Source organism: Blochmannia endosymbiont of Camponotus quercicola, assembly GCF_059935335.1.
In genome coordinates, this window is record NZ_CP011794.1 from 547,680 (window position 1) to 568,909 (window position 21,230).

Sequence of the window (21,230 nt, forward strand, 5' to 3'; positions counted from 1 at the left end):
TGTATTTCATATCAACAGTAAATTTGTACCGTGACACTCGCTGTTTATTTTAAAAATACCTTTAATTTGTTATACAACAATAATACGCATACATCATAAAGCCGTCACATTCACAGCAGACGGACCTTTATGCCCATCTTGAATTTCAAACTCTACGCTTTGACCTTCAGACAAAGTCTTAAATCCATTTCCTTGAATAGCAGAAAAATGTACAAATACATCTTTACTACCGTCTGACGGTGTAATAAAACCAAAACCTTTAGATTCATTAAACCACTTTACTTGACCTTTAATTTTTGCCATCTTACGTATTTCCTTTAGAGTGTTTACATTTGCCGCAACAGCGATTAAAAGACAAACCAGAGTTATTATTCTCGTGAAACATTCAAATAAGAGGAAATTATATTATTCATACATAACACTTTCTTTACTGAAGTTATCAAAATACTACTTACATACGGAAGCATATCTCGGTTTACCTGATATTTTATCACATAAATTATATAATTATGCGACCTTACCAATAATATATAAAACCTTTAATTTATTTTCCGATACTATTGTTAACAGCAGGAACTCAATAAAAATGCTAAGGTAACAATATAATACAGATTCATGCATAAAAGCCAATTCATTCAGTTAACAAAAACAATATCTTAAAAAAATTAAACATAAATAAAAATTACTCCACAATCACTATTTCTATCATATAAAAATGAAAAACAAAACAAATTTTTTACATCATTTCAACGATATAATTAAATTCAAACAAATATCCTGCAAGAACATTGAACCCATACTAAATACTATTTGTAATATAACATTTATTTTTTGTTTTGTAAATCGTATGACGTAATCATTTATATAAATTTATAAAAGAATCATTTTTATCTTTAATCAAAACTATTTTATTTATTTTTAAAAAAATAAGATGATTTATTTAAATAAATTCCATGTTGTAGTGCTTCTATTCGTTTATCTAAAGAAGGATGAGATGCAAATAAATCACTTAATATATTTTTTCGTACACTATTAATATACAATGTCACAATACTATTGGACGTTTTAGGTTCATGACTATGTTTTAATTCCTGCAAAGCAGAAATCATATTTTTACATCCTACTAATTTGGCGGCTCCAGCATCTGCATAAAATTCACGATAACGTGAAAACCAAAATACTATTATGCTTGCTAGCATACCAAACAAAATCTCTAAAAACGCTGAAATAATAGTATAGGCTACAGAGCTATTTACATCACGATAATTATCGTGGACATTAAATTCTGAATCATCTGAATCATGCATAAAAGAGATCCAATAAGAGATCAATTTCGCAAGACTACGCGATACAAAAATAACAAAAGTATTAATTACACCCTGAATAAGAGTCATGGTAATCATATCGCCAGAAGCGATATGATTCATTTCATGAGCAATAACAGCTTTAATTGATTCTTGATTCATATTTTTTAAAAGACCAGTGCTAACAGCTATTAATGATGCGTTTCTTCTAGCTCCTGTAGCAAAAGCATTCGTATCCATAGAATCGTAAATAGCCAGTTGTGGCGCTACAACATCTAATTTATTAGACTGATCGTGTATAATGTTCAATAACCAATGCTCTATATCATTGGATGCTTTACTAATGACCACACCATTAACTGAAGATAAAGCTATAGATTTAGATAAAAACAAAGAAATAAGAGCTCCTCCAAACCCAAATATCCCAGCTATCCTCATTAATTCCAACGTAGTAGATGACCAACATCCTAATAAACTCAATATACTACCAAACAATACTATTACTGATAAATTTGTAATCACAAATAATATAATACGTATCATAAAAAACCATTTTCCTCTTTAATAAATATATAGAAATATTAGGTAACTACTTAATTATATGCATAATTTTCAATTTCAAAGGAATCTTTTATATGGAATATATACACTTTTTATATTAATGTTTTAAAAGTTCAAACACCCAATTATAATTGAATATCTTTTGCAAAAAAAAAGAATAACAGTTTTAAAATTTTATTAATCAACAATATTAAACAAATGAATAACCACTATATTCATAAAAAATTATTATGCATGAAATTTGTATTCGTTCCAAGAACGTCCATCTTTAGCAATCATATTCATAGAATCCATAGGACCCCAGGTACCAGCTTGATAAAGCTTTGGGGCATCATTTTCCAATTCCCAAGCTTGTATAATAGAATCTACCCATTTCCAAGCTCCTTCTATTTCATCATAACGAACAAATAATGCTTGAATTCCACGCATCGTTTCTAATAACAAACGCTCGTATGCATCAACTATATGTGTTGGGCAAAAAGTTTTGTAAAAACTCAAATTTAATTTAGTAGTTTGTAACCTATGCTTATGACCTAATCCGGGTATTTTATTCAAAATTTGAATATCTATGCCTTCATCTGGTTGTAATCTAATGGTTAACTTATTGTTTGGTAAATCTTCATACGAATCGGGGAATAAATTAATCATTGGTTTTTTAAAAAAAATTACAATTTCAGAAAATTTAGTCGGTAATCTTTTTCCGGTACGCAAGTAAAACGGAACACCAGCCCAGCGCCAATCATCTATATTGACGCAAATAGATACAAATGTCTCAGTATTACTACTTTCTTTAGCTCCCTTTTCTTCCAAATAACCTGGAACTGGTTTTCCTTGAATAAAACCAGACGTATATTGCCCACGAACCGTAACATCATGTATGTTATTATGGTCAATTTTCCTCAACGAACGAAGTACTTTAACTTTTTCATCTCTAATACAATCAGCGCTTAAATTAGCCGGAGGCGACATGGCTATGATAGTCAAAATTTGTAATAAATGACTTTGTATCATATCACGCATTTGTCCTATCACATCAAAATATCTCCAACGACCTTCAATACCTACTTCTTCTGCTACAGTAATTTGCACATGATCAATAGTGTTATTATCCCAATTTGAAGAAAATAAATAATTTGCAAAACGTAATGCCAACAAATTTAAAACCGTTTCTTTCCCCAAATAATGATCAATGCGATAAATTTGTTTTTCTTCAAAATATTCTGATATCTGAGCATTAATGATGCGAGCAGATACTAAATTAGTGCCCAATGGCTTTTCTATAACTACACGATTTGATTTTTTATTTAAACCAATAGTACTTAATCCTTTACATATGACACCAAAAGTATCTGGAGGCATAGCAAGATAATTTATTGTTACCATATCTATACTTTTTAATTTGTCTAACAAAAAAACAAATCGTTCAGTTTGATATACATCTAAATTACAAAAATCAAGTCGCGCTCTAAAAACATACCATAACGACTCATCAATAGGCTCTTTCATAAATGTTTTTAAAGCAACGTATACCTTTTCAATATACATAACAAGACTCCATTCTGCACGACCTACCCCTATAATCCGTGTATCAGGATGAATAGCACCTATTTTTTCTAATTGATATAACGACGGAAACAATTTTCTACGTGTTAAGTCACCTTTAGCTCCAAAAATAATTAAATTACATGCCTGAGTAACAGATGCAGCTCTCATATTTATTCTCTAATATGTTGTTTATATGAATATAAGTTTTAACATTCATTATACATAGGGTAGGTTATGTAATAAAGTGTAGGCTATTATAGTTAATCAGAATATAAGAATAAACCGCCTAATTTAGGTTGATAAACATCAATAAACCATAACAATCAGACATCATTTATAATATTTATATTCATCATCTTTATATTTGAGTATTTTTAGTACACCTTTCATAATTTTTGAAGATATATAATTAGACTACATATTACAAATCTAATATGCTTGGACATTTATAAAACATATAATATATAATAATAACTAATTTACGTATAATAAGTCCATTCATAATCAAATAGTTTTATTTATATTTAATGACAATAATATCTACCACCACTATAATTATCTATGCATTTATCTAATCAACAAATAATTATATAAATTTATAATATTTGACTCTAATACATTAATATTACTAGTATTTACAAAAAGTATCATTAATTATTTATAAATATCTAAAATAAATATTCTATACATAATCATATGTTATCATATGATATATTAAGATTTAATGAAAAATAACATAAATTGTAATACATTAATAACATAATTAATAATCACCACTCTTTTAATATTTCTTATTTATATTGAAGTTATATAAGGAACTATTATGTTACAACAATTGAGAAGAACTAAAATTATCGTTACTTTAGGCCCCTCCACAGATAAAGATAACAATCTTGAAAAAATAATTATCTCAGGAGCAAATATAGTACGACTAAATTTTTCTCATGGAAAAACAACAGAACATTTTATCCGAGCAAAAAAGGTACGCGAAATCGCTTCCAAATTAAATAAATATATTGCTATTCTAGGAGATTTACAAGGCCCCAAAATTCGTATCTCAACTTTTCAAGGTAATAAGATATATTTAAAATCTGGAGACATTTTTTTGCTGGATACTACTATGATGGGAGCCAATAACGATAATCATAAATGCGTAAGCGTTGATTATGCAAAACTCACACAAGACGTACAGCCAGGGGATTTTCTACTGTTAGATGATGGAAGAATTCAGTTAAAAATTACAGACATCCGTAATACTAAAATATATACCAAAGTAATTATTGGGGGTATATTATTTGATAAAAAAGGACTAAACAAATTAGGAGGAGGACTCACAGCAAAAGTATTAACAGATAAGGATAAAATTGATATTATTACCGCAGCTCAAATTGGAGTTGACTATCTAGCAATATCATTTCCACGTAGTAGTATAGATTTGAATTATGCAAGAAAATTGGTTATCGAAGCTGGTAGTCATGCAAAAATTATTTCTAAAATAGAACGCGCAGAAGTAGTTGCATCCGATGCAACAATAGATGATATTATCCACGCATCAGACGCAGTTATGGTAGCACGAGGAGATTTGGGAGTAGAAATTGGAGAACCAGATTTAGTAGGGGTGCAGAAAAAAATAATACAAAGAGCGCGTGCTCTTAATCGTGCAGTTATTACTGCAACTCAGATGATGGAGTCCATGGTTCATAATTCTATGCCTACTCGCGCAGAAGTAATGGATGTAGCTAATGCGGTATTAGATGGCACTGATGCAGTTATGTTATCCGCCGAAACTGCTACAGGTCAATACCCATCTGAAACTGTAGCAACTATGGCTAATGTATGTCTCGGTGCTGAAAAAATTTCAAACGTCAATTTTTTAACGCCGCATATTATTCAAAAAAAAAATTTTAATAATATAGAAGAAGCTATAGCTGTATCGGCGATGTATACTGCTAACCACTTAGAAGAGGTGAGCGCTGTTATTGCTTTAACCGAATTTGAAAGTACTACGTTATTGATGTCCCGTATCAACTCAAGATTACCCATTTTTGCATTGTCCCAACACAAGCACATTTTAAATATAGTTACTCTTTATAAAGGAGTCATTCCTATTTATTTTAATCGAACAGATGACAACATAGCAAACGCTAAATACGCTGGAAATTTATTACGCGACAAAGGATTTTTATTATCTGGAGAATTAGTAATTGTAATACAAAACGATATACACAATAAATGTAATATAATTAATACTAGTCATATTTTACAAGTGGAATAATTATCCCATTCAAAATAATATTTTTTAAAATTAAATTAAAAAAAATGCATATGTTATTCTTTATGGCGCATAATAAAAAAATTCTAAAATAAACAAAACGATTTATATTAGTAAAAAAAAATTATAAATTATTTAAATACATTTAATCAAAACGTAGTTGAGGAATAATCTCTTTTATTTGATTTAAATATATTGTACGTTCATTTCCTAACAGTTTTTCAATATTTAACGCTTTAGTGGTCAATGGATTGACAGGGCGATGATTAATCCATACTTCAAAATGTAAATGAGGACCTGTCGATCGACCTGTATTTCCAGACAGCGCTATACGGTCGCCTAGTTTAACTTTTTGTCCAGGTTTAACTAACAACTTTTTCAAATGCATATATCGCGTGATACAATGACAGTTATGTTTAATTGCTATATAATTACCAGCAATTTTACTATGTGTGCTGATAACAACTTCTCCATCCCCCACGGATAAAACAGGAGTACCAACTGGAACAGCAAAATCAACCCCAGCATGAGGAGATACTTGTCCGGTTACAGGATTTAATCTATTTAAATTAAAATTAGACGATATACGAAATGGTTTTAATGTAGGAAACCGTATAAAATTTCTTCCTAATCTTATAGCCTCACGATCATATAACTTACCATTATTTGCGCGAAAAATATAATAGTCTTTGCCAGAAGTAAATAATCTTGCTCCAATTAATTTGCTTCTAATACTGTGGTCATCATTAATCATGATTGATATTAAAACGGAAAATCTATCTCCTTGATGCAGTTTGTGAAAATCTAATTGATATTGGAATGCATTAATTATATCTATGATACAACTTTCTTCTATACCTAAAGAACGAGCGCTGTCAATAAATGTTCCACTTAATTCGCCTATAAATAAAATTGTAGGAGATAATCCGTCATTCAATTGATTCAAAACTCTAATAATGCCTTCTGTAAAACTAATATGCATGCGATTGTAGACACGAGTTTCCTGAGGAAAAATGCCCCAAATTAAACATTGTAATTTTTTTTTTGTAATTACTACCCAAGAAAGCATTTGCCCCGTTCTTACTTGTTTTAACACCGGATACTGTTTCAGTAAAAGAGTAATATCAGAGCTATCGATGCCTTGACTACTATATTCTATTAAAATTTTGCTCAGTACGTCATCTTGAGATACTGTACAATTGTATATGTTTATTTCTTTAGATAATTTGTTACGATATAAATGTTTTTTCAAAACATCAGAATTTACTATTACATCATTAAAAAATCTTCCATTTTTAATAACTTCACATTCATAAGACTCATGTCGCGGAATAAGAAATACCTTGTTAGAATTTTTTTTATTTTTATTCAATATACACGGAATAAAAACCTCCCAAATCGTCATAATCATAATCATTAGCAGAAACACAGATAACGTTACGAAATAATGTTTATATAAATAACGATATAACAACTTAATAAACCTAACTATAAGACTACACACTAATTAATAACCTATATTACGATCTCTAACAAAAAAGAGAATTATTATCGATAGAAATCAAAATAAAATGTTATAAAAAAATAAAAATAACTTTAAATATTAATGTTATCTCCAATAAAAAATCATATGACTTATATAGTTTTTAATAAATAACATGCAAATACAATAATCTATTGATTATTTTTTATATTTTAAAATATCTGAGATAATCTTCTTAAACACTTTTTCTAATGTATGTAATTAATAGATATACATATACAAAACCATTATAATACTAAATTCCCTTGACACAGATTAATCTGGTGTATTAGCCATTAAATCTACCGCTTCTGTAGTTTTAGGGAACGCAATTACTTCTCGAATGTTCTTAGACCCAGTCAACAACATAACCAATCGATCCAATCCAAACGCTAAACCAGCATGGGGAGGAGCTCCATATTTTAATGCATCCATTAAATACCCAAATTTTTCCCGTTGCTCATTCGCAGTAATACCTAAAATATTAAATACTACTTGCTGTACATCAAATGAATGAATACGAGCTGATCCGCTGCCCACCTCGCAGCCATTAATCACCATATCATAAGCTTCTGAAGTTACTAATAAAGGATTTTTCTTTAAAGTTTGAACATCACAATTTTTTGGAGAAGTAAACATGTGATGCATTGATACAAATTTACCATGACTATTCTTTCTAAACATCGGGAAATCTATTATCCACAATGGAGCCCAAGAACCTTTTTTAACTAAACAAAGATCATTACCTAATTTAGATCTTAAAGAGGTTAATATTTTTGTAATAATTTGATCGTTATTATCGCTAAAACCAATAAATAAAATATCATTATTTGTAATATTAGTTTTATTTAAAATAGTATCTAACGTAAACTCATCCAAAAAATTAGTCGCTGATCCTTGGATCTCTCTTTTAGTAGCGTCATTTTTACTCAACTGAATCCTAACCCACATTAATTCTCGTAAACCACATTTTTTAGAATAATAAATATATTCATCGATTTGTCTTTGCGTTAATTTCCTACCATCAGGCACTTTCATAGCTATTACTTGAAAATCAATATTATCTATTCTAATAAATGATAATCTACTCTGTATTGACTTAAATAAACACGATACATCAATCATTTCTATTGGATTTCTCAAATCTGGAGCATCAGATCCAAAACGCTGTATTACTTCAGAATATGTTAACCGAGGAAATATTCCTAATTCTACATTTAAAATTTCGCGCCAAATAATACGAATAAAAATTTCCATAAGTTCTCGTATTTTTTGTGTCGTCATAAAAGAAGCTTCAATATCTATTTGAGTAAACTCTGGTTGACGATCTGCACGTAAATCTTCATCTCGAAAACATTTAGTAATTTGGTAATATCTGTCAAAACCAGAAACCATTAACAATTGCTTAAATATTTGAGGTGATTGAGGCAAAGCATAATTTTTACCTGTATGTAATCGACTAGGAACAATATAATCACGTGCCCCTTCTGGAGTCACTTTTGTTAACATCGGTGTTTCAATGTTTAAAAACCCCTCTAATTCCATAAAACGGTGAATAATTGATATAATACGAGATCGAGTTTTTATTCGATGCACCATAATTGGGCGCCTTAAATCAAGATAACGATATTTTAATCTATTTTCTTCAATATTATTTTGATTAATATCCAATGGCAATGGATCAGAGATATTAAGAATAGTAAAAGATTTTGCTATTATCTCAATAGCACCAGTAGACATATTGCTATTAATTTGTTTTTCAGGTCGTGCGCGAACCATGCCTATTAATTGGATACAAAATTCTTGTTTCAATTTAGTAGCAGATATACACATTTCTTTGTTCTGATGCTGATCAAAACAAACCTGTACACATCCTTCTCTATCACGTAAATCAATAAAAATTAATCTACCAAAATTACGATATTTATTAATCCAACCGCATAATATAACTTCCAACCCCACATGGGATAAATTCAATTGACCGCAATATGCAGTACGCATATATATACCTCTAATCGTAAACATCTAATTATATAATATCTTTTTTACAAAAAAACATATGTATTTTATGATGTATACGAAATACATATGTTTTATTCTCAATAATTCATATTAACAACACCATGTATAATACTATATTAATCGTCTAATAAAACATTATTAGGAGGTCTTCCTACACTACATTAAAACTTTTTCAAATTATCCTCTGTGATTTATATTGTTTATACTGTTTCAGACAATATTATAATGTTTGATAATAAACTAAATAATGCACAATACTAATCATCTACAACGATATACATCGTATATCGTTGTAGATGATTAGTATTTATGATACAGTTACATGGACAATAAAATTGTAGTACAAATAAATATATCAAAACTTATAAAAATTTTTTTTAATAACACTAACCCTATAAACAATATATTTATTATTTAAATAAAATTGAATTGTTTAATTATATATAAATATATGCATATTTATTATCGTTATAATAATTGTTGATTATTTCTTTTTTTATAAAGAATACACATAATAAAGAATTATATATTTATCAATAATAATTCAACAAATTTAAGTATTATAAATATGTAATGCAAATATATCGTATAAATACAATAAGACTTAAAATATTTATACAATTGCAAGATATAGTGACAATTTGTGTCAAAATAAAAGAACATATTTCATGGTGTTAAAAATATATATATTTTTAAAACGTTTATATGAACATTCAAAAATTTTTACTAAAAAAAATTCATAGAGCTTTACTTTCAATCACGAATGAATCTGTTTTCCATTTAATACAAGTACAACAATCAACAAAAAGAATATTTGGAAACTATCAAATTAATGGATTAATAACTATCTCTAAAAAATTGAATATACCTATTGAAGAACTTGCTAAAAAAATCATAAAATTTATCGCCCTAAATAATATTGCTCAAATAATAAAAATCGAAAAACCAGGATTTATTAATATATTTTTACATCCAAAATGGATATCTAATCAAATCAATAGTATTTTTTCTGTATCTCATTTAGGTATAGCCCCAATTATACCAAAAACCATTGTAATTGACTATTCCAGCCCTAATGTTGCAAAAGAAATGCACGTTGGACATTTACGTTCAACTGTTATCGGAGATAGTATCGCACGTATCTTATCTTTTTTAGGACATAATGTCATTCGAGTTAATCACATAGGAGACTGGGGTACCCAATTTGGTATGCTTATCGCTTACATTGAGACAAATGCACCACCAGGATTTTTATTGAATAAAACTGTAGAATTATCTACACTGGAATATTTTTATCGAGAAGCTAAAAAAAATTACGATATTGACCCCACATTTGCTGAATTATCTCGAAGTTATGTTCTAAAATTACAACAAGGTGATAAATATCATCGTCAAATATGGCAACGTTTAGTAAATATTTCTATACTGAATAACCAAAATATATATATGCGATTGAATATTACTTTAAAAAAAAGCGACATTATAGGAGAAAGTTTTTATAATGATATGCTACCTAACATTGTAGCAGATTTAAAAAATAAAGGTTTAGCTGTCACAAGCAATGGAGCTACTGTAGTACTTCTCGAAAAGTATCACAACAAACACGGTGCTCCTTTTGGAGTAATTATTCAAAAAAAAGATGGAGCTTATTTATATAGCACTACTGACATTGCTTGTATAAAATATCGGTGTGAGATACTACATGCTAATAGAATCATTTACTATATTGATTCTCGTCAAAAACAACATCTAATACAAGCATGGGAAATTGCTAATAAAGCAGGCTATATAGGAACATCAGTGTTATTAGAACATCACGTATGTGGTATGCTACTTGGACAAGATGGTAAGCCATTTAAAACACGATCCGGAAATTCATTAAAATTAAAAACATTATTAGATGAAGCCTTAGAACGTGCTCGTTGTTTAATATTAAACAAAAATCCTAATTTAGGACGCACTGAAATTACTAAACTAGCACATATCATTAGTATCGGTGCTATTAAATATTCTGAACTATCAAAAAATCGTATTACAGATTATACATTTAATTGGGATAATATGTTAAATTTTGAAGGAAATACAGCGCCTTATATACAATATGCGTACACTAGGATTATTTCCATATTTAAACGATCTGAACAATCTGATTCTCAATTTAAAAACAACAATATTCAATTAGAAACCGACGAAGAAATATTATTAGCAACGTGTTTACTGCAATTCGAAGAAACGATTATTACAGTAGCAGATCAAGGTACTCCTCACATATTATGCGCTTATTTATATAAATTATCTGTATTGTTTTCCTCGTTTTATGAAAACTGTCCCATCATTAAAGTAAATAATACACAAATAAAATATAGTAGATTAAAATTAGCATTAATCACTGCTCGTATCTTAAAAAAAGGATTAAATTTATTAGGAATAAAAACAGCAAGATACATGTAATAATTAATATATTTGTATTACATTAATTCTAAATCTTTACTTAAAAAAAATAAAATCTTTTAAACGCATACCTACACACCATAACGTTATACAGTAGCTACTGCTAACCAATATCAAAGTCCCTATCATTTTCATTAATCTATAAAGAATATTCCCTTGATCCCAATCAGATACACACATTAACAATCCCAAACATACCATATACACTACAATCAGAGCAATAATCAACTGACCACAAAAAAATAACCATCCAGATTGTAATTGGAATAAATATTTTTTTCTCAATTTCCAATACAACAACCCTGCATTTAACCATGCACCTAAGCTGATAGATAAAGCAAACACAACATGCTTTAATAAATTAATGAACACTAAATTTATAAATTGAGTGAAAATAAGCACAATAACAACTATATAGACTGGAGTTTTAATATCATGACGTGCATAAAAACCAGATGTTAATACCTTAGTAAAAATCAACCCAGGTAATCCTATTGCATATGCAATTACAGAATATTGTGTCATTAACACATCAAATTCCAAAAATTTACCATACTTAAACAATGTTGCTATTAAAGGTTCAGAAAAAACCCCCAAAATAACAGCACTAGGTAAACTTAATATACAACATAATCTCATACCCCAATTCATCAAGTAAAAATAATCTTCATAATTTTTGCTAGAGATAAAACGAGATAAATATGGCACTAAAATAGTAGTTAATGTCACACCAAAAATCCCGATAGGTAATTCCATTAATCTATCGGCATAATACATCCAAGAAATAGATCCATCTTTTAGAAAAGAAGCAAGAATAGTATTAATAACTAATGATATCTGACCACTTGAAACAGCAATCACAGCGGGTACCATTGATCTACATATCCTACAAACCCTATTGTCATAAAATTTTATTTTTGGAATAACTAACATATTAATCTTTTTTACAAATAGCAAACAATACACACATTGTAATATCCCTCCTACAATAACTGACCACGCCAGTCCCATAACAGGAGTATTAAAATATAAATATTCTGTACATAGCAGAAAACCTATCATGGTAATATTTAAAAAAATAGGAGCAAACGCCGGTACTAAAAAAAAATTACAAGCATTTAAAATCGCTCCCATTAACGATGTCAATGACACTAACAAAATATAGGGCAACATCACTCTAAACATTGCAGTAGTCATAATAAACTTTTCTGTAGAACTATCAAAACCTGGAGCAGTAATCATAATAATCCAAGGCGCTGTCAATAATCCAATAAAAACTACAATAGTTATAGTAACTATTAATAAACCAGATACCCTAGAAATAAATACTTGTATTTCTTCTTTACTTTTGCAACATTGATATTCTGATAATATAGGAAGGAAAACTTGATAAAATGCGCCTTCGGCAAAAATGCGTCTTAATAAATTGGGCAATTTAAAAGCAATAAAAAACGCATCTGTCATCATATTAACTCCAAACATTCGAGCTATAATAGTATCTCTAATGAAACCCAGAATACGAGACAAAATAGTTATAAAGCTCATTGTAGTTAAAGATTTTAGTAGATTCATTATACTTTAAAAATTTTTATAAATTTACCATGATATAACAACACACAAACTCGATTGTTATTACAACTACGAAAAATTGCAGCAGTTTTATATATAATTTTCAAATTAGTCTATCAATAAAAATTTATTTCAAAATGTTTTTAGAAATCATACATTTAAAATACTAATACAGTTCACATATAATTACAATTATTATAATCTCTGGTATAATTTATGCACGATAATACATATGCACAGATGTTTATTAAAAACGACTAATAGAAAAAATCATATACCTTGTTCCATATATTTTACAAAATGACCATTCCAAATGCTTTCTTTGATTCAACTAAAAATAATTAGTTATGATTAATTAAACATAAATGTTGTATATAGTTTGTAATCCTAATAAATATAATTGCTTCTACTTTAAAACATTATGCTGGAATAACATATACAAAAATAAACACGTAAAAAATATCACAATATTATTATATTCAGATATCTCATAAAAAAATAAACGATACATATTAATTTACGCTGTGCTTAAAAACAAAAAATATACAATTATTTTAAAACATTTTTTCATGCACGCAGTAAGCAAATGATGTATACAAAATACACAAACGGTGACTCATGTATACAATATCTAAAGCTAGAAGATTCGGTAAATATTTTTTAATTATAGATAATATGTTTGTAGTTATAGGGTTTTATGTTGTTTTTCCACTTATCTCAATATATTTTGTCGAGCAACTAGGATGGGGAGCTTTTTTAGTAGGGTTTGCTTTAGGATTAAGACAATTTATTCAACAAGGACTAGGAATTTTTAGCGGCGCCTTTGCTGATAAATTAGGAGCTAAACCTATGATTGTATCTGGATTATTTATGCGTACCTTGGGGTTCATTATAATGAGCATTGCAAATACTCCCATGCTATTGTGTTTATCATGTGCATTATCTGCGCTAGGTGGAACATTATTTGATCCACCGCGAACTGCTTTAGTCATTAAATTAGTACGTCCATGGGAATTAGGGAGATTTTATTCCGTATTAATGCTAGAAGATAGTATGTGTGCTATCATAGGCATTGTGCTAGGTACATGGTTATTACAATATAATTTTAAATTAGTATGTTTTACCGGGGCAACATTATTTTTTATTGCCGGAATCTTTAACGCCTGGCGATTACCTGCATATAAAATTTCTAGTTCCCATGCTTCGTTATTAGAAGGAATAAAAAAAGTACTCAATAATCAGCGATTTGTAATTTATGTTTTTACTCTAACTGGTTATTATATTTTATCAGCTCAAGTAATGTTGATGTTACCTATTCGCATTCATGAAATATCTGGGCAATTATCGTATATAAAATGGATGTATATTATGGAAGCAATTTTATCTTTATTATTAATCATGCCTATAACTTGGTGGAGCGAAAAATATTTCAAATTAGAAACACGCTTGATGGTAGGATTAATAACTATGATAATTAGTTTGTTTCCTATTGGATTAGTTAAAAATCTACATACATTGTTAATTTTAATTAGTTTATTCTACATCGGTTCTATCATTGCTGAACCTGCAAGAGAAACTTTAGGGGCTCTACTAACAGATTATAAAGCACGTAGTAGCTATATAGGTTTTAGCAAACTAAGTTTAGCTGTAGGGGGTACTGTAGGGTATAGCGGTAGTGGATGGTTATATGACATTGGGAAAGAACAAAATTTTACGCAATTACCTTGGATTGTGTTAAGTATAATAGGTCTTATTACTTTATTAGGATTATATTATCAATTCAAATATTATTCTTTTCAATCTCTACTCAATAATCATCATAATAAAAAACGTAAGCTATAACTAATACAAATAATAACATAAGACATAGCACTTTTAATTACTTGAGCTCGTAAGGTTACACAAATAATTTCATTACATTTACATCTACACTCAATATACACACGTACATTAATATGACTCAAGAAAAATAATTTTATCAATCATACTTGACCCAAAATAAACAAAATTCTATATTATTTTAATATTCATTTATATGATGGTGAGGTGTCCGAGTGGCTTAAGGAGCATGCCTGGAAAGCATGTATACATACACAATTTATGTATCAAGGGTTCGAATCCCTTTCTCACCGCCATAACTATTATGACTATTACCCATAAAAATTAGAATCAAAATTACAACATTACAAAGCATGAGATATCACTCACAATACCATTAACAATGGTTTAATAATCTAAATTATACATAAATAATTATGCTTCAAAAAACACAAAATCCCAATAATCATTATCTGATTACATTGATTGCTACAATCACGACATTTAAAACATCACAAAATTTCAATATTTTATATATTAAAAAAAATAACGGAGAGAAAGGGATTCGAACCCTTGAAAAGATATGATTTCTTTAAAACGGTTTTCGAAACCGCTCCGTTCAACCACTCCGGCATCTCTCCTTATTTAAAAATTTAAAAAATATTATACTCTTTCAACGCATATCATGATCTCTTTAAATATCCATTAGATTAAATTTTGATCATGTAAATCCAATTATATGATCTCTGTTCAAAAAAAGATGCAATAAATGCATCGTCTAGTCATTAAGATGGCCACACATATGCTTATATATTAACACAGTGTCTTCTTCATACATGTGATTTAATTCCTTATTAATAATCACATTGATTATCATTAAATACTTGTATTGCTATGTATATTCTTATAACATATACTGCATACATTGGTTCCTCTGTAGTTCAGTTGGTAGAACAGCGGACTGTTAATCCGTATGTCACTGGTTCGAGCCCAGTCAGGGGAGCCAAATAATAAAACTAAGAAATATTTTTTAATTTGTACATGATTTTAAATTATTCCGTGCTACAAATAAACTAAATAATCACTCTATCCCAGCTTGATGCAAATCATGCATGTTAATTGAACCCACTAATGTTCCGCATTTATCCACTACTGGTGCCGCAGTAATTTTTCGCTGATGTAAGGCTTTTAATGCTACGCTTGCGCGCCATTCTTTAGGAATACAATACCCAGGTTTAGTCATAGCAATAGCAACAGGATCATCCAGGGATTTACCTTGAACTATCCAACGTCTTAAATCTCCGTCAGTAAATACTCCTGCAACACAATTATGATTATCACATACAGCAGTTAATCCAAGTCCAGTACGACTTAATTCAAACATAGCATCCATCACTGTAACCTGCCAAAGAACTTTTGAAATATATTCTCCAGTACGCATTAAGTGATGTACACAATTTAACAATTGAGCTCCTAATCTACCCCCCGGATGGGATCGGGCAAATTGTTCTAAACTAAAACCTCTGTGTCTCATGAGTGCCATTGTCAATGCATCGCCCATCATCAAAGTGTTAACCGCGCTAGAAGTGGGAGCAAGTTCCATAGGACAAGCTTCTCTTTGTATTTTAACATTAAGAACACATGTAGCCCTTTTAGCTAAAGGAGAATCAACATCACCAGTAAATGCAATCACAGGGATTTCGCTATCTACTAACAATGGCATTAAAGTGATTATTTCACCGGCACGACCTGAATAAGAAATAAACATCACCACGTCTTGTATTCCAATCATACCTAAATCACCATGTAAAGCTTCTGCAGGATGAACAAAAAAGGCGGGAGTACCTGTACTAGCTAAAGAAGCAGCAATTTTTTTTCCAATATGACCTGATTTACCTATGCCAGAAACTGCAACTTTTCCTGTACAATTCAATAATATACGACAAGCAACCACAACACTTTCATCTAATCTATCTAACATTCTTTGAGCTTCGTTAATTTCGATCTCTAAAGTTTCTTTAGCATATTCCAACAGCAATGCATCATTAATTATTACCATGATCATCAAAATGATTAAATTTAAAAACTATAATAACTGTAATCAACTCATATTTTAATATGAGTTGATTACTTCTGATAACATTGGAACATGTGTATTTGCAAGCATGACACAAATAACAAAAACTCTCAGATATACTTCTTTATGTTAGTCAACGAAATCTAACTTGAACATATCATAACATTTTAAGTTAAAATAATAAAAATATATAAATACTTTAATCAATATTCAACATATCCCAATGCAAACACATATATTTTCAATCAATGATCTTCGTTTTTATACTTTTATTAAATTATAATAACATAACGTATATAATACATAATGACAAATTTTTTTAATACCATATATAATAATTCTTAATGTTTGCATAAATTATTTAAAATTAATCACATCATATATAATATTTCATATTTTGCATCATAAATAGGAATATATATTGTATGTTTCATAAGTTCATTATATCGATATTTTATATATAAATACAATATCTTTCTTTTCTATATATTTAGATTTTGCAATTATTACAATTAATAAAATGAATATTTTTAGAATAAATTAATAATTATTAAATCTAATCAACTGTAGATTCTTTAAAATTCTTTAATTTTATTGACAATTCACGACGCTCTTTCGATAGCTCAGCATTTTTTATTATATATTCATCCACTCGGTCTTCATAGTCATTACGCATATTAGTAATAATAACTTGTATCCCTTCTACAGATGTTTCAGACTTAATATAATCACTTAAGTTACCCAGCAATAACACTCTCTTTTGATTATCACGGATTTTTTTTTCATTATCAATGATTTCTCGTTGCAATTTATTTTTACGACGAAATATACGCACAAATTCTAATACATCATAAAATGATTGATTTACATCATTACTCATAACTATACCCTATTTTATATTTATTTTAAAACCCTTATATTATATGATCTTATAGTTATAATTAATCAAAATATTGATATAACAAATATCATTGATATCATATAATGTTGTTATATATTGTAAATATTTAGTTTAAACCGTTATTAGCCCATAATAAATTACACCGCTCATATATAATAATACATATAATCTACTTACAATATGTTACAATTAGATCCAATCAAATTATCTATCATATTAAATAAATAATTTGAATATTATTTAGTCAAAAGAACTCATATATCTATGATAATACGTATTAATACTACACAACCTAGTTTTTTTATTTATGATTACGAAACTTTTGGTATCAATCCAGCATTAGATAGACCAGCACAATTTGCCGGAATTCGTACTAATAACGCACTGAAACCCATAGAAAAAGAAAAAATTTTTTTTTGCCGATTATCAAACGATTATCTTCCTGATCCAAAATCTGTACTTATTACAGGCATCACTCCTCAGGATACCTTACGCAATGGATTGACAGAAGCTGAGTTCGCCCGTCACATTTATCAAACATTCTGTATCCCTAAAACTTGTATACTTGGATATAATAACATCCATTTTGATGATGAATTTAGTAGAAATATTTTCTATAGAAATTTTTATGATCCTTACTTATGGGCTTATCAACAAGGAAATTCCCGATGGGATTTGTTACATGTCCTACGTGCTTGTTATTCATTATGTCCAAATGGCATCAGCTGGCCATTAAACGTTCAAAATAAACCTAGTTTTCGTTTAGAAGATTTAACACAGGCAAACTCTATAAAACACTTTAGTTCACATGATGCTATGTCAGATGTATATGCTACTTTAGAATTAACAAAATTAATAAAAAGAACCCAACCACAATTATTTCAGTTTCTATTTGATCATCGCACCAAACATCAATTACAAAAAATAATTGATTTAGACTCTATGCGCCCTTTAGTATTTATAATGAACAAAATTAATAATAAATACAAAAATTTTATAACTTATATAGCTCCAATTGCTCAGCATCCCAAAAATCCAAATATTTTAATAGCATGTGATTTAAATGAAAATGTAGACGCCTTAATTGATTTAAATGTAGATGTAGTATATCACAAACTATACTCTAATCAGATAACGGTATATGATATTCTAACAAAAATACCACTAAAATTAATTCGATTAAACGCGTGTCCTGCTTTAATACCGATAAACTTTTTTGACAAAAATAACGTTAATACTAATTATTCTATACAGCTCTCCACCGACTATCGATATTGTTCAAAAAATTTAAATTTTATTAGAATACATAAAAATAGTGTACACTTACGTAAGAAGATAAACAAATTATATACCATCATAGAATCTTATATGCATCAAAAGATGCTATATCACAATATCCACGTAGACAATCAATTATATCGCAATTTTTTTAGTAATTCTGATCGTAAAATAATCGAAAACATCCGAATAACTCATTCAAAAGAATTGAAATATTTACATATTAAGCATGAACACGTTGATGCTCGTTTAAAACCACTGTTATTCTGCTATAAAGCTCGAAATTTTCCTAACACCTTAAATCACCAAGAACAAAAAAAATGGTTAAACTATAGAAAAAATAAACTATTTAATAAAAATCAATCCAAATCTTATAATGATCAATTGAATATTCTTCTTTCAGTCTATAAATATAACGAACAAAAAATAAAACTTTTACGTTTATTACAAACATATCATCAACATCTTTATGAAACTTACTTGAATTATCATAAAAACATCGATTTATAATTTTTTAATGCATATGCAAATGTTACACGATCTCTTTAAACAAAGTGAATGAAAATTTACACAAAAAAATATGGTATTGTAGCAACAATATGCATTATATTACAGTGATATCACGCCAACATATGTAATAATTAAAATTTGAATTTTCATATAACTGTCTGTTTCAGTATAACACGCCAATATTTTAAAATATTTTTAATTTAATTAAAATATTAATTATATACGTATAAAATAAAGTAACTTTATAAAATTTAACCTCTATACAAATTTAATTATATTCGTTAAAATATTGAAGTAATAAAAGATGTTTTTAATAAGAATATGTGGTTAATGTGTTTAGTTTGTCACTATGACCCTGATTAATTTTACAGATAAATTAAAAAATAGAAGTAATTTTTTCATCTTTTGTTCATTAACGATATAAAAAGTACTTCTGTTGCAAAAATTTTATTAAAACATTTAGTCATAGCAAATTGCTTACATAAGGTAAAAACATCATGCTGGATAGATCACGATTACGAATAGCGATGCAAAAATCAGGAAGATTGAGCAAAGAATCCCAACAACTTCTTGAACAATGTGGAATCAAAATTAATTTACAAGAACAACGGCTACTAGCGTTTGCAGAAAACATGGCCATCGATATAATGAGAGTTCGAGATGATGATATTCCTGGTTTAGTTATGGACGGTATAGTAGATTTAGGTATTATTGGCGAAAATGTATTAGAAGAAGCATTATTAGCAAGACGATCTCAAGGAGATAATCCTTGTTATGTTATGTTACGCCGATTAGATTTTGGAGATTGTCGTTTATCGATGGCCTTGCCCATAGATGAACCCTGGCATGGTCCAAAATGTTTACAAGGAAAACGAATTGCTACTTCATATCCACATCTGCTGAAACAATATTTAGACAAATTAGATATTAATTTTAAATCTTGCTTGTTAAATGGTTCAGTAGAAGTAGCGCCACGAGCTGGATTATCAGACGCAATTTGTGATCTAGTTTCTACTGGAGCTACATTAGAAGCTAACGGATTACATGAAGTAGAAGTAATTCATCGATCTAGAGCATGCCTTATTCAACGATCGGGACAATTATCGAGCATAAAACAATTATTAATAAACAAATTGATGATTCGTATCCAAGGAGTTATCCAGGCTAGAGGCTCTAAGTATATCATGCTGCATGCGCCCGCTGAACAATTAGAAGAAATTATTAATTTACTGCCTGGAGCAGAAAGCCCAACAGTATTGCCATTAGCAGGCAATCAACACCGTGTAGCGATATATATGGTAAGCAATGAAACATTGTTTTGGGAAACAATGGAAAATTTAAAAAATCTTGGAGCCAGCTCTATCTTAGTATTACCAATAGAAAAAATGATGGAATAATAT

At 28.9% G+C, this 21,230-nt stretch carries 13 protein-coding genes and 3 tRNA genes; 7 read left to right on the top strand and 9 right to left on the bottom strand.

The features are described 5' to 3' along the window. Positions 1–93: 93 nt before the first annotated feature. From cspE to zwf, 3 genes are all read right to left on the bottom strand, one after another. A complete protein-coding gene (gene cspE / locus CBquer539_RS02315; protein WP_011282991.1) occupies positions 94–303 on the bottom strand; it encodes a transcription antiterminator/RNA stability regulator CspE in 210 nt (69 codons plus the stop codon). A gap of 605 nt (positions 304–908) precedes the next feature. Then, the gene (gene htpX / locus CBquer539_RS02320) at positions 909–1,847 is read right to left on the bottom strand and encodes a protease HtpX (protein WP_500836270.1); all 939 of its coding nucleotides are present in this window, start codon (positions 1,845–1,847) and stop codon (positions 909–911) included. A gap of 246 nt (positions 1,848–2,093) precedes the next feature. Further along, positions 2,094–3,578, bottom strand: coding sequence for a glucose-6-phosphate dehydrogenase (gene zwf / locus CBquer539_RS02325; RefSeq protein ID WP_500836271.1), 1,485 nt, complete (start codon positions 3,576–3,578; stop codon positions 2,094–2,096). Positions 3,579–4,233: 655 nt separating this feature from the next. Between zwf and pyk the strand changes: the two genes are divergently transcribed. After that, positions 4,234–5,685 carry a pyruvate kinase gene (gene pyk, locus CBquer539_RS02330; RefSeq protein WP_500836272.1) on the top strand — a complete coding sequence of 484 codons (1,452 nt, stop codon included), beginning with the start codon at positions 4,234–4,236 and terminating at the stop codon, positions 5,683–5,685. A 142-nt stretch (positions 5,686–5,827) separates the two neighbouring features. On the opposite strand, the gene mepM is transcribed toward pyk, so the two are convergent. Both mepM and aspS read right to left on the bottom strand, forming a co-directional pair. After that, a complete protein-coding gene (mepM, locus tag CBquer539_RS02335) occupies positions 5,828–7,186 on the bottom strand; it encodes a murein DD-endopeptidase MepM (protein WP_500836273.1) in 1,359 nt (452 codons plus the stop codon). A gap of 294 nt (positions 7,187–7,480) precedes the next feature. Continuing rightward, entirely contained in the window at positions 7,481–9,205 is a 1,725-nt protein-coding gene (gene aspS, locus CBquer539_RS02340; protein ID WP_500836274.1) for an aspartate--tRNA ligase, read from the bottom strand. A gap of 726 nt (positions 9,206–9,931) precedes the next feature. Between aspS and argS the strand changes: the two genes are divergently transcribed. Then, positions 9,932–11,677, top strand: coding sequence for an arginine--tRNA ligase (gene argS, locus CBquer539_RS02345; protein ID WP_500836275.1), 1,746 nt, complete (start codon positions 9,932–9,934; stop codon positions 11,675–11,677). Positions 11,678–11,713: 36 nt separating this feature from the next. Here argS and murJ read toward each other — a convergent pair whose 3' ends face one another. Continuing rightward, a complete protein-coding gene (murJ, locus tag CBquer539_RS02350; RefSeq protein WP_500836276.1) occupies positions 11,714–13,249 on the bottom strand; it encodes a murein biosynthesis integral membrane protein MurJ in 1,536 nt (511 codons plus the stop codon). A gap of 615 nt (positions 13,250–13,864) precedes the next feature. Between murJ and mdtH the strand changes: the two genes are divergently transcribed. Next, entirely contained in the window at positions 13,865–15,088 is a 1,224-nt protein-coding gene (mdtH, locus tag CBquer539_RS02355) for a multidrug efflux MFS transporter MdtH (protein ID WP_500836277.1), read from the top strand. 198 nt (positions 15,089–15,286) lie between these two features. After that, a tRNA-Ser gene (locus CBquer539_RS02360) sits at positions 15,287–15,381 on the top strand. Between the two features lie 233 nt (positions 15,382–15,614). Here CBquer539_RS02360 and CBquer539_RS02365 read toward each other — a convergent pair. Further along, positions 15,615–15,705 (bottom strand) — tRNA-Ser (locus tag CBquer539_RS02365). A 289-nt stretch (positions 15,706–15,994) separates the two neighbouring features. Between CBquer539_RS02365 and CBquer539_RS02370 the strand changes: the two genes are divergently transcribed. Beyond that, positions 15,995–16,070: transfer RNA gene (locus tag CBquer539_RS02370), tRNA-Asn, on the top strand. Positions 16,071–16,145: 75 nt separating this feature from the next. On the opposite strand, the gene gutQ is transcribed toward CBquer539_RS02370, so the two are convergent. Continuing rightward, the gene (gutQ, locus tag CBquer539_RS02375; protein ID WP_500836278.1) at positions 16,146–17,123 is read right to left on the bottom strand and encodes an arabinose-5-phosphate isomerase GutQ; all 978 of its coding nucleotides are present in this window, start codon (positions 17,121–17,123) and stop codon (positions 16,146–16,148) included. A gap of 574 nt (positions 17,124–17,697) precedes the next feature. Continuing rightward, positions 17,698–18,021: a PTS system regulator TmaR gene (gene tmaR, locus CBquer539_RS02380; RefSeq protein WP_500836279.1), complete on the bottom strand. Its 324-nt coding sequence runs from the start codon at positions 18,019–18,021 to the stop codon at positions 17,698–17,700. A 285-nt stretch (positions 18,022–18,306) separates the two neighbouring features. Here tmaR and sbcB point away from each other — a divergent pair, with 285 nt between their 5' ends. Both sbcB and hisG read left to right on the top strand, forming a co-directional pair. Beyond that, on the top strand, positions 18,307–19,830 hold the full coding sequence (gene sbcB, locus CBquer539_RS02385) for an exodeoxyribonuclease I (RefSeq protein ID WP_500836280.1): 1,524 nt from the start codon (positions 18,307–18,309) through the stop codon (positions 19,828–19,830). Positions 19,831–20,327: 497 nt separating this feature from the next. Further along, positions 20,328–21,227, top strand: a complete 900-nt coding sequence (gene hisG, locus CBquer539_RS02390) for an ATP phosphoribosyltransferase (RefSeq protein WP_500836281.1) — start codon at positions 20,328–20,330, stop codon at positions 21,225–21,227. Positions 21,228–21,230 lie beyond the last annotated feature (3 nt).